This is a genomic window from Micromonospora sp. NBC_00617, assembly GCF_045161355.1.
Lineage (GTDB): Bacteria > Actinomycetota > Actinomycetes > Mycobacteriales > Micromonosporaceae > Micromonospora.
In genome coordinates this window covers 889735-902742 of record NZ_CP107751.1, presented here as the reverse complement: position 1 = coordinate 902742, position 13008 = coordinate 889735, and the positions used below count along the sequence as shown (strand labels likewise).

1 protein-coding gene is annotated in these 13008 nt (G+C 75.0%); it reads right to left on the bottom strand.

What is annotated here, in order from left to right:
- Nucleotides 1-37: 37 nt before the first annotated feature.
- A complete protein-coding gene (locus OG505_RS04135; RefSeq protein WP_405431078.1) occupies nt 38-12994 on the bottom strand; it encodes an SDR family NAD(P)-dependent oxidoreductase in 12957 nt (4318 codons plus the stop codon).
- Between the last annotated feature and the right edge of the window lie 14 nt (nt 12995-13008).

Here is a 13008-nt window from a genome sequence, read left to right as displayed (position 1 = left end):
CGTCAGCCATGGGGCCACCCACTCTCCAGGTCGGCGATCACTCGGACTCGTCGACGAGCGCGAACAGTTCTTCATCGCTGGCGGCCGCCAGGTCGGCACCGGCCGGTCCGGCACCGGGTTGGACGATCTTGAGCAGGGCGTGGAGCCGTTCGGCGAGATCGGCGGTGTCCCCCGCCTCGACCGCCGCCGCCAGGTTCTCGCCGATCCGATCCAGATCGGCCAGCAGCGCCCGCGCGGCGGCCCGCGGGTCCGGAGCGACGATCCGGTCGAGGTAGGCGGCGAGGGCGCCGACGCTCGGATGGTCGAAGACCACCCCGGCCGGCAGTTGCGTGCCGATCGCGGCACCGATCCGGTTGCGCAGCTCAACCGCGGTCAGCGAGTCCAGGCCGAACTCCTGCAAAACCCGGTCCTCGGCCAGGGCCTGCGGATCGGCGTAGCCCAGCACGGCGGCAGCCTGCCCGCGGACCAGGCGCAGCAGGGCGGGACGGCGTTCGGCTGCGGGCAGCGCGCCGAGCCGGGCCGCGGCCGGTTCGCCGGTCTGGGCCGGGCGTGGGCCGGCGGCCGGCACGAGCGCGCGCAGCAGCGGCGGAACGGCACCGGTGGCGCGGACGGCGGCCAGGTCGAGGCCGGTGAGCGCGTACAGCGGCTCGGTGCCGGCGGTCGCCGCGTCGAACATCACCATCGCCGCTTCCGTGTCGACCGGGCGCAGGCCGAGGCGGGCGAGGCGTTGCCGGTCGGCGTCGCCGAGGTGCCCGCTCAGTTCGCTGGCCTGCGCCCACAGCCCCCAGGCGAGGGAGGTGCCGGGCAGTCCGGCGGCGTGGCGGGCAGCGGCGAGGGCGTCCAGGTACGTATTGCCGGCCGCGTAGGCGGCCTGCCCGGCGGTGCCGAAGAGCCCGGCGACCGAGGAGTAGAGGACGAACGCCTCCAGCTCGCGCTCGCGGGTCAGCTCGTGCAGGTTCCAGGCGGCGTCGATCTTGGCGGCCAGGACGCGGTTGACCTGCTCGTCGGTCAGCCCGGTCAGGACGCCGTCGGCCACCACGCCGGCGGCGTGCACGACGGCCCGCACCGGGTGGACGGCCAGGACGGCGGCCAGGGCGGCGCGGTCGGTGACGTCGCACGCGGCGAAGGTCACCCGCGCGCCGGCGGCGGTCAGCTCGTCGCGCAGTTCGGCGGCGCCCGGTGCGGTCTCGCCGCGGCGGCTGAGCAGCAACAGGTCGCGGGCGCCGTGCCGGGTGACCAGGTGGCGGGCCAGGATCCGGCCGAGCGTGCCGGTCGCGCCGGTGAGCAGCACGGTTCCGGCCGCCCAGTCGGGCGCCGTGCCCGGTGTGCCGGTGGCCCGGACCAGCCGGGGCACGAGGAGTTGTCCGTCGCGTACGGCGAACTGCGGCTCCGTCGGGGGCAGCGCGGGCGGCGACACCGGGTCGTCGTGGTCGACGTCGAGCAGGACGAACCGGCCCGGGTGCTCGGTCTGGGCCGTGCGGATGAGCCCCCACACCCCGGCGTGGGCGGGACCGGCCGCCCGGCGGGTGACCACGGCGAGGCGGCGCTCGGCGGTGCTCTCGTCGGCCAGCCACCGCCGTACCCGGTGCAGCGTGTCGCGGACGACGTCGCTCGGGTCGGTGCCGGTGACCTCGTACACGTCCACAGTGGTGCCGGGCTCGGACGCGGCGGGAACCCAGGAGACCGTCAGCAGCGGGTCGTGCGGCATCGCGCCGGCCAGGGGCCGCAGGCTCAGCGCCCCGGCACGCAGCACGGGCGTACCGAACTCGTCGGCGGCGGCGACCGCGACGGTGTCCGGGCCGGTACGGGCCAACCGTACGCGCAGCTTGCGGGCTCCGGTCCGGTACAGCCGCACGCCCGCCCAGCTGAACGGCACGACGGCCGGCCGGTCGTCGGCCGCGACCCCGGGGAGCAGGGCATGCAGGCCGGCGTCGAGCAGGGCGGGGTGCAGCAGAAACGCGGCGTCGTCCTCGTGCTCGACCTCGGCGTACAGGTCGTCACCGGCGGTCCACACCCGACGCAGGCCCTGGAACGCCGGCCCGTACCGGTAGCCGTGTCCGGCGAGCCGCTCGTAGGCGCCGGCCAGGTCGACCTCGGTGGCGGCCGGCGGCCACTCGGTCGCGTCGACGGCGGGTTCGTCGTCCTCGCCCGGGGCGAGCGTCGCCGTCGCGTGCGAGGCCCATTCGTCCTGCTCGCCGGCGCGGGCGTGCACCTCGGCGGCGCGGTTCCCGCGATCGTCCGGCGCGGCGATCAGCACCTGCAACCGCAGCGTGCCGTCGTCCGGTACCACCAGGGGCGCGGTGACGGTCAGGTCGGCGACCCTCGGGCAGCCGGTCTCGCGACCGGCGCGCAGCAGCATCTCCAGCACGGCGGTGCCGGGGATCAGGACCGCGTCGCCGACCCGGTGATCGGCGAGCCAGCCGGTCGCGGCGGCGCGGCCGGTGAAGACCATGCCGTGCCGGCCGGCCAGCTCGGTGCCGGTGTGCAGCAGCGGGTGGCCGAACCCGCCGTCGGTGTCGGCGGGCGGCGCCGGGAGCCAGTAGCGGTCGGCCTTGAAGCTGTACGTCGGCAGGTCGGTGTGTCGCCCGCCGGGGAACACCGCCGCCGGGTCCCAGGTCGCGCCGTGCAGGCGCAGCTGGGTGAGCCCGGCGGCGATCCCGTGCGGCTCGGGCCGGCCGGGCGGCAGCAGCGCGGCACAGGTGGCGTCCCGGTCCGCCGGCAGGCACTGCTGGACCAGGGCGGTCAGGGTCCCACCCGGGCCGATCTCCAGGTAGCGGCCGACGCCGAGGGCGTCGAGCTGGCGTACGCCGTCGAAAAAGCGCACCGTCTCGCGGATGTGCCGGACCCAGTAGCCCGGCTCGCGCAGCTCGTCCGGGTCGGCGAGTTCCCCGGTCAGGTTGGAGACGATCGGGATGCGCGGCTGGTGGAAGTCCACCTTCGCCAGCGCGGCGAGGAAGTCGTCCAGCACGACGTCCATGTGCGGGGAGTGGAACGCGTGGCTGACCGTCAGCAGCCGGCAGGCGACGCCCTGCTCGTCCCACCACGCGGCGAGGCGGTCGGCCGCCGGAGCGTCGCCGGAGACGACGGTGGCCTGCGGGCCGTTGACCGCGGCGACCGCGAGCGCCTCGTCCAGTCCGAGGCGGCGCACGTCGGCGCGGACCTGCTCCTCACTGGCGCGGGCGGCGATCATCACGCCGCCTTCACGGGCAGCCTGCATGAGCCGGCCGCGGGCGGCCACGACCGCGCAGGCGCCGGGCAGGTCCCACAGACCGGCGACGTGGGCGGCGCTCACCTCGCCGATGGAGTGGCCGAGCAGGTAGTCCGGGCGTACGCCGTGGTGCTCGACCAACCGGTAGAGGGCGACCTCAACGGCGAAGAGCGCGGCCTGCGTGTACGCGGTCTGATCCAGCATGGCCGAGTCGGCGGAGCCGGGCTCGGCCCACAGGACCTGGCGCATCGGCCGGGGCAGGTGCGGGTCGAGCAGGTCGCAGATCTCGTCGAAGGCGCGGGCGAATTCGGCACTGGTCTCGTGCAGCTCGCGACCCATGTCGAGGCGCTGGCTGCCCTGCCCGGTGAACAGGAACGCGGTGCGGGCGCCGGTGTCGCGGACGGCGCGTGCGGGCAGCACCGCCGGGTGCGGCGTGCCGGTGGCCAGCGCGTCGAGCCCGGCGAGGGGGTCGTCACCGACGACGGCGGCCCGGTACTCCAGCAGGGGCCGGGTGGCGAGGGTGTAGCCGACGTCGACGGGGTCCGTATCCGGATGACGGGTCAGGTGCTCGCTCAACCGGGCCAGCTGACGCCGCAACCCCGGCTCATCGCGAGCCGAGAACACCCACGGCACAACCGGCGACCGCCGCCCCGCGACCGGCTCGACCACCGGACCCTGTTCCACAATGACATGCGCATTCGTGCCGCTGATTCCGAACGACGACACCGCCGCCCGCCGCGGGCGGTCCTCGACCGGCCACGACCGGGCCTGCGACAACAAGCGCACCCCAGAGGCATCCCAGTCAATTTCCGCCGACGGCGTCTCGCTGTGCAACGAGCGCGGCATCATCCCGTACCGCATCGCCTGCACCATCTTGATCACGCCGCCGACGCCCGCCGCCGCCTGCGCATGACCAATGTTCGACTTCAACGAACCCAACCACACTCCATCCCGCGAACGACCATAGGTCGCTTGCAACGCCCCAACCTCAATCGGATCACCCAGCCGGGTCCCCGTCCCATGACCCTCCACCACATCAACATCCGCGACCGACAAACCAGCAACCGCCAACGCCCGACCAATCACCCGCTCCTGCGCAGGACCACTCGGCGCCGTCAATCCATTGGACGCACCATCCTGATTCACCGCCGAACCACGAACCACAGCCAAAACCCGACGACCAGCAGCAACCGCATCCGACAACCGCTGAACCAACAACAACCCCACACCCTCGGCCCAGCCCGTACCGCCCGCGCCATCAGCGAAAGAGCGACACCGACCGTCGACCGCCAAACCACGCTGCCGAGAAAACTCCACAAACGTGTTCGGCGACGACATGACCGTCACCCCACCGACCACCGCCAGATCACACTCACCACGCCCCAACGCCGAAACGCCCAAGTGCAAAGCCACCAACGATGACGAACACGCCGTATCAACCGTCACCGCCGGACCCTCGAAACCAAAGGTGTACGCCACCCGCCCGGACACGACGCTGGAGAGGTTTCCGGTGAGCAGGAAGCCTTCGAACTCCGGTGGGGCGCTGCGGCGGCCGGCCGCGTAGTCGTCGTACATGGCGCCGGTGAAGACGCCGGTGTTCGAGCCGCGCAGCGTCGCCGGGTCGATCCCGGCGTCCTCGAACAGCTCCCAGGTCGTCTCCAGCAGCAGCCGTTGCTGCGGGTCGGTGGCGGCGGCCTCGCGGGGGGACATGCCGAAGAACTCGGCGTCGAAGCGGTCGGCGTCGTACAGGAAACCGCCGTGCCTCGTGATCGACGTCCCCGCGTGGTCCGGATCCGGGTCGTACAACGACTCCACATCCCAACCCCGGTTGACCGGGAACTCCCCGACCGCGTCGACCTCCTCGGCCACCAGCCGCCACAACTCTTCCGGCGAGCTAACCCCACCCGGGAACCGGCAGGCCATCCCCACGATCGCGACCGGCTCGTCGGAGACCTTCGCGACCGCCGGAACGACCGGCGCGCTCTCGTCGGCGCCACCACCGAACTGGGCGCTCAGATGGGCGGCGAGCGCCTCCGGGGTGGGGTGGTCGAAGACCACGGTGGCCGGCAGGCGCAGTCCGGTCGCGGCGCCGATCTGGTTACGCAGCTCCACGCCGCCCAGGGAGTCCAGGCCAAGTTCGCGGAATGCCCGCCGCGGGTCGACCCGGTCGGTGCCGCGATGTCCCAGGACGGTGGCGGTGGCCGCACGCACCAGTTCCAGCGTCCGGTCCTCGTCGAACTCCACGACCCGGTCATCGTCGAACGAGACGGCAACCTGCGCGACGGGTCGCGGTTGGTATCGGGCCGGCGCGATCAGGGCCGCGTCGGCGCTGATCGCGGCGTCGAACAGGGCGAGGCCGTCGGCGGCGCCGAGCGGGGCGAAGCCGGCCCGACGCCAGCGGGCGAGGTCGTCCTCGCCGAGGCCGGCGCCCATCCCGGCGGTGCCGTCCCACAGCCCCCAGGCCAGCGACAGCGCCGGCATCCCGGCGGCTCGCCGGTGGGCGGCGAGCGCGTCCAGGAAGGTGTTCGCGGCCGCGTAGTTGGCCTGCCCGGGTGTGCCGACCAGGCCGGAGACCGAGGAGAAGAGCACGAACAGCGCCGGTGGCCGGTCCCGGGTGAGCTCGTGCAGGTGCCAGGCCGCGTCGATCTTCGGACGCAGCACGGTGGTGATCTGCTCGTCGGTGAGGGTGGCGACGGTCGCGTCGGCGAGCACGCCGGCGGTGTGCAGGACACCGGTCAGGGGGTGCTCGGCGGGGATCTCGTCCAGCACGCGGGCGAGTTGGGTGCGGTCCGCCGCGTCGGCCGCGACCGCGCGTACCCGGGCACCGTGGGCGGCGAGTTCGGTGACCAGCTCGGGCAGCCCGGGGGTGTCCGGGCCGCGGCGGCTGAGCAGCAGCAGGTGGCGTACGCCGTGCTCGGTGACCAGGTGGCGCGCGAACCGGGCGCCGAGCCCGGCGGTGCCGCCGACGATGAGCACCGTCCCCGCCGGGTCGAGCCGCCCACTCACGGCGCCGGCCGGCGCCGCCGGGACGAGCCGGGGCGCGAGCAGCTTTCCGCCCCGGACGGCGACCTGCGGTTCGCCGGTGGTCAGGGCCCGGCGCAGCTGGAGGTCGTCGGCCGCCTCGTCCAGGTCGACCAGCACGACCCGGCCGGGATGTTCGCTCTGCACCGAGCGCACCAGTCCCCACGCCGTGGCGGCACCGAGACCGGTGACGTCCTCGCCGGGCAACACCTGCACGGCGTTGCGGGTGACGACGGCGAGCCGCTCGTCGCCGGGCAGCCGCCCGCGGATCAGCCGGGCCAGGTCGAGGGCCGTGGTGTGTGCCTGTCCGGGCAGCTCACCGGGCGCGTCGGTGGGCACGACGGTCAGGATCGGCCGCGAGGTCCCGGCGCTGACCTCGACCCAGTCGATGGTGTGCAGGCGAGCGTCGGTGGCGGTCACCGGTCGTACGGTGACGGCGTCGACCGTGGCCACCGGCGACCCGTCGGCGGCCACGAGCCGCAACCCGACCCCGTCCGTCCCCGCCGGGGTGAGCCGGACCCGCGCCGTGGCCGCGCCGTGCCGCGCGACCTGCAGACCGGCGATCACGAACGGCAGGTCGATGGTGTCCGCGTCGCCGGTTCGCCGGGACAGGAGCTGCCAGACCAGGGCGTGCAGCGCCGAGTCGAGCAGCACCGGGTGCAGGCCGTAGCCGGCGGCGGTGTCGCGCAGCCCGTCCGGCAGGCCGACCTCGGCGTAGACGCCGTCGCTGTCGTGCCAGAGACCGCGCAGCCCGCGAAAGGCCGGACCGTAGTGGTAACCGGCGTCGGCGAGGCGGGCGTAGACGTCGGCGATCGGTACCGCGGTCGAGCCCGGCGGCGGCCACGCCCCGGCCGGTCCGGCCCGCTCCGGCACGGCCGGGGTGAGCAGGCCGGTGGCGTGCCGGGTCCACTGCTCCTCGCCGGTGTCCGCCGCGGCGTGCACGGTGAACGCGCGGCTGCCGTCGCCGGCCGGGGCGGCGACGGTGATCTGCACGCGCACCGGCGCGTCCAGCCGCAGCGGTGCCTCCAGCGTCAGCTCCGCGACGCGCGGGGCGCCACACGTCAGTCCGGCGCTCAGTGCCAGCTCGGCGAAGGCCGCCGCGGGCAGCAGCGCCCCCGATCCGACGACGTGGTCGGCCAGCCACGGCTGCTCGTCCGTCGACAGCCGGCCGGACAGCACGACCTCGTCCCGTCCGGCGATGCTGGTGCGGGCGCCCAGCAGCGGATGCCCGGCGGGCATCAGGCCGAGGGTGCGCACGTCGCCGCCACCCTGCGGCGCCAGCCAGAAGCGTTCCCGCTGGAACGGGTAGGTGGGCAGATCGGCGCGCGCGTCACCGGGGGCGAGCAGGTCGAGATCGACCGGTACGCCGTGGACGTGCGCCCGGGACAGCGCCCCGGCCACCGACCGGGTGTCGGAGTGCCCGCGACGCAGCGCCGCGATCGCCGTCACGTCCGGCGGCAGCGTCCGCGCGGCGAGCGGTGCGAGCACCGCGTCCGGACCCACCTCGACCAGCAGCCCGGCACCGGCCTCGACGAGCGCGGTCACCGCGTCGGCGAAGCGGACCGTCTCGCGGATCTGCCGGGTCCAGTACTCCGCCGTGGCGATCTCCTCCCCGGCGAGCCGCCCGGTGACCGTGGAGATCAGCGGCAGCCGGGGCCGGTGGTAGGTGACCTGCTCGGCGACCGTCCGGAACTCGTCCAGCGCCCCGTCCATGTGCGCCGAGTGGAAGGCGTGGCTGACGATCAGCGTCCGGGTGCGGCGGCCGCGCGCGGCCCAGCGCTCGGCCAGCGCGGTCACCGCGTCGGCGTCGCCGGAGACCACCACGGCGTCGGGGGCGTTGACGGCCGCGAGGCTCACCTCGGCGCTCAGTTCCGGCTCGACCTCGGCGGCACCAGCCTCGATGGCCGCCATGGCGCCACCCGCGCGGGCGTCGCGCATGGCACGGCCGCGGGCGGTGACCAGGCGGGCCGCGTCGGGCAGCGAGTACACCCCGGCCAGGTACGCGGCGGCCAGCTCACCGATCGAGTGCCCGGCGAGCAGGCCGGCCCGCAGCCCGTGGTGCTCCAGCAGCCGGGCCACGGCGACCTCGACGGCGAACAGGGCGGGCTGGGTCCAATCCGTCCGGTCGATGTCCTCCCCGGCGTGCACGACCTCGCGCAGCGGCCGGTCCAGGTGCGGTGCGAAGGCGTCGCACACCTCGTCGAAGGCGGCCGCGAAGACCGGGTCGGCCTCGTACAGCTCGCGGCTCATGCCGGGGTACTGCGCGCCCTGCCCGGTGCAGAGCAGCGCCGTCGGCGCGGACACCCGCGCCTCGCCGGTGACGACGTCCGGATGCGCGCTTCCCGCGGCCACGGCCGCAAGCCCGCCGAGCAGGGCCTCGAGGTCGGTGCCGAGGACGACGGCGCGCCGTTCGAAGGCGGTCCGTCCGGTGGCGAGCGTCCGCGCGACCGCGGCCGGGTCAGTCTCTGGCGCGGCGCTCAGCCGCTCGTGCAGGCGGCGGGCCTGCTCGGTCAGGGCGGCACCGGTGCGCCCGGAGACGGCCCAGGCAAGCGGGTACGGACCGGCCGGCGCGGGAGCGCCCGGCCCCGGATCGTCGCCCTCCTCGAGGACGACGTGCGCGTTGGTGCCGCTGACCCCGAACGACGACACCGCGGCGCGACGTGGCCGGTCGCCGCGCGGCCATTCCCGGTCCCGGGTCAGCAGGCGAACCCCGCCGGCGTTCCAGTCGACATGGTCGGTGGGCCGGTCCACGTGCAGGGTTCGCGGCAGGCGCTGGTGCCGCATCGCCTGCACCATCTTGATGACTCCGCCGACACCGGCGGCCGCCTGGGTGTGGCCGATGTTCGACTTCAGCGAGCCGAGCCACACCGGATGGCCGGCCTGCCCGTACGTGGCCCGCAGCGCGTCGGCCTCGATCGGGTCGCCGAGGCGGGTGCCGGTGCCGTGCGCCTCCACGGCGTCGACAGCGGTCGCGTCCAGGCGGCCGTCGGTGAGCGCGTCGCGGATCACCCGCTCCTGGGCCGGGCCGCTGGGGGCGGTCAGGCCGTTGGACGCGCCGTCGGAGTTGACCGCGCTGCCCCGGATCACGGCGAGGACCCGGTGACCGTGGCGGCGCGCGTCGGCGAGCCGCTCGATGAGCAGCAGGCCGGCACCCTCGGCCCACGAGGTGCCGTCGGCGGCCGCGGCGAACGACTTGCTGCGGCCGTCGGGCGCCAGTCCCCGCTGCCGGGAGAACTCGACGAACATGCCGGGGCCGGACATCACCGCGACGCCGCCCGCGAAGGCGAGGGTGGATTCGCCGGACCGTACCGAACGCACCGCCAGGTGCAGCGCGACCAGCGACGACGAGCAAGCGGTGTCCACGGTGACCGCCGGGCCGTGCAGGCCCAGCTGGTAGGCGATGCGCCCGGACATCACGCTGGCGGTGGTGCCGGTCAGCACGTGCCCGTCGACCTCCGAGCCGGCGATGTGCATGCGCGGTCCGTAGTCGAGGTGGGTGCCGCCGACGTACACGCCGGTGCGGGTGCCGCGCAGCGAGCGCGGGTCGAGCCCGGCGCGTTCGGCCGCCTCCCACGCGGTCTCCAGCAGCAGCCGCTGCTGCGGGTCCATGGCGAGCGCTTCCCGCGGTGAGATGCCGAAGAAGTCGGCGTCGAACAGCGCCGCGTCGTAGAGGAATCCGCCCTGGTCGACGTAGCTGCGGCCGGGCCGGTCGGGGTCGGGGTCGTGCAGGTGGGCGTCCCAGCCGCGGTCGGCCGGGAACACGCCGACCGCGTCGACGCCGTCGGCGACCAGCCGCCACAGGTCCTCGGGGGAGGCGACGCCGCCCGGGTAGCGGCAGGCCATGCCGATGATGGCGACGGCGCCGTCGTCGCCGGTCTCCTCGGCCGTCACGGCCGCCGTGCCACCGGAGTCGCCACCGGTGCCCCCGGCCAACGCGGCCGCCGTGCCACCGGAGTCGCCGCCGGCTTCGGCCAGGTGGGTCACCAGGTCGCCGATGGTCGGCCGGTCGTAGATCAGTGCCGCGGGCAGCGACCGGCCGGTCGCGGCGGCCAGGGCGTCGCGCAGCTCGACGCCCATCAGCGAGTCGAAGCCGAGGTCGCGGAAGGTGGCGTTCGGATCGAGCCGCTGTCCCGGCGCGATGCCGAGCACGGCTGCGGCGTGCTCGTGGACCAGGGACGCCAGGTCGGTGGTCGCCGGGTGCCGCGGCGCGACTTCGACCGGCGCGGTGCTCACGGTGTCGAACCAGTGCCGGCGTCGCTGGAACGCGTACGGCGGGAGCTCGGCTCGCGGGCCGGGGCCGCAGGCGGCCGCCCAGTCCACCGGCACGCCCCGCACGAACGCCTGGGCAATCGCGGTGGTGAAGGTCCGTGGTTCGTTCCGGTTCGCCCGCAGCAGCGGTACGGCGGACGCGCCGCCCGCCTCGGGCAGGGCCGCCGCGATCAGCGCGCTGCACACCCCGTCCGGGCCCAGCTCCAGGTAGGTAGCGACGTCCTCGGCCGCCAGCGCCCGGATCGCGTCGTGGAAGCGCACCGGCCGGCGAACCTGGGTGCTCCAGTAGCCGGGGTCGGTGGCCTCGTCGTCGCGCAACGCCCGCCCGTGAACGGTGGAGATCAACGAAATCCGGGGCGGGCGCGGATCCAGCCCGGCCACGACGGCGTGGAACTCCTGGAGCATCGGCTCCATCAGCGCCGAGTGGAAGGCGTGGCTGACGCTCAGACGGCGGGTGCGGTGCCCGGCGGCCCGGAACGCCTCGGCGAGTTCCAGGACGGCCGGTTCCGGGCCGGAGATGACCACGGCGGCCGGCCCGTTGATCGCCGCGAGGTCCACGCCGGCGGTCAGGCGCGGGCGCACCTCGTCCTCGGTGGCCTCGACGGCGACCATCGCGCCGCCGGCCGGCAGGGCCTGCATGAGCCGGCCCCGGGCGGTGACCAGGGTCGCCGCGTCGGCCAGGGTGAACACGCCGGCGACGTGCGCGGCGGCGATCTCGCCGATGGAGTGTCCGGTCACGTGATCGAAGCGCACTCCCCAGGACTCGGCGAGTCGGTAGAGGGCGACCTCGACGGCGAACAGCGCCGGCTGGGTGAATCCGGTGTCGTCGAGGCCGTCCCCGGAGACGATCACGTCGGTCAGCGGCCGGGGCAGCAACCGGTCCAGGTGGGTGGCGATCTCGTCGAATGCCTCGGCGAAGCGCGGGAACACCGCGTACAGCTGCCGTCCCATGCCGGCGCGCTGGCTGCCCTGGCCGCTGAAGACCGCCGCCACGGGTCCGGGCGCGACGGCTCCGGTGATCAAATTCGGCGCTGGGCGGCCGGCGGCCGCCGCGTCGAGAGCGGCCGGGTCGGCGTCGAGGATGACCGCGCGGTGGTCGAAGACCGTACGGGTGCCGGCGAGCGCCCGGGCGACGTCCGCGGGTGGCGGCGGGTCGTCCCGGTTCAGCCAGTCACGCAGCCGGGCCGCCTGCGCGCGCAGCGCGTCCTCACGCGCGGTGACCACCCAGGGCAGCACCGGCGGGACCGGGCCCTCGGGCTGCTCGGGGGTCGCGGGCGCCTCGGCCAGGACGACGTGGCAGTTGACGCCGCCCATGCCGAACGAGCTGACGCCGCCGACCAACGGTCGGGTCGGGTCCGGCCACGGGCCGCGTCGCTGCTGGACTTCGAGGCCGAGCTCGGCGAACGGGATGTCGGGGTTCGGCACGCTGAAGTTGCGGCTGGCCGGCAGCTCCCGGTGGGAGAGCGCGAGCAGGACCTTGAGCAGTCCGACGACGCCGGCCGCGGCCTCCAGGTGGCCGACGTTGGTCTTCGCCGAGCCGATCCGCAGCGCCTGCGCGGCGGGGCGTCCGACGCCCAGGGCGGCGCCGAGCGCCTGGGCCTCGATCGGGTCGCCGAGCCGGGTTCCGGTGCCGTGCGCCTCGACGTACTGCACCTGGTGCGGGTCGGTGCCGGCCCGACGGTACGCCGCGCGCAGCAGGTCGGCCTGCGCGTCGGCACGGGGGACGGTCAGCGCCGGCGCCGCGCCGCCGTGGTTGACGGCGCTGCCCCGGATGACGCCGTAGACGCGGTCGCCGTCGGCCCGCGCCTTCGCCAGGGGCTTGAGCACGACCAGCGCGGCGCCCTCGCCGGGGGCGAAGCCGTTGGCCCGGGCGTCGAAGGCGTAGCTCTCGCCATCCGGGGAGAGCGCGCCGAAGCGCCGTTCGGTGACGTGGTCGCCGAGCAGCGCCAGGTTGATCCCGGCGGCGAGGGCGAGGTCGGCCTCGCCGGTGCGCAGGCTCTCGCCGGCCAAATGCACGGCGACCAGTGAGGAGGCCTGCGCGGCGTCCACGGTGAGGCTGGGTCCGCGCAGGTCAAGGAAGTAGGAGACCCGGTTGGCGATGATTCCGCGGCTGAGGCCGGTCATCGAGTGCTGGGTGATGGCCTGCTCGCCGTGCCGGCGCACCAGGTGGGCGTAGTCGTCGCGCAGCGCGCCGACGTAGACGGCGGTGCGGCTGCCGGCGAGGGTGGCCGGGATGATGCCGGCGTCCTCGAGGCCCTCCCAGGCCAGTTCGAGCAGCAGGCGCTGCTGCGGGTCGACGGCGGCCGCTTCGCGGGGCGAGATGCCGAAGAACGCGGCGTCGAAATCGCCGGTGCCGTCGAGGCGGCCCGCCCGCGTGCCGTCGGCGCCGGTGCGCAGGCCGCTGCCACCGGCGGCGAGCAACTCCCAGAACGCGCCGGGATCGGAGGCGCCGGGCAGCCGGCACGCCATACCGACGACTGCGATCTCGTTCATCATCCGCCTTCCGGGTG

Excerpts from the sequence above, each read along its gene's own strand:
- OG505_RS04135 (WP_405431078.1), bottom strand. The coding sequence starts at position 12,994 with ATGATGAACGAGATCGCAGTCGTCGGTATGGCGTGCCGGCTGCCCGGC.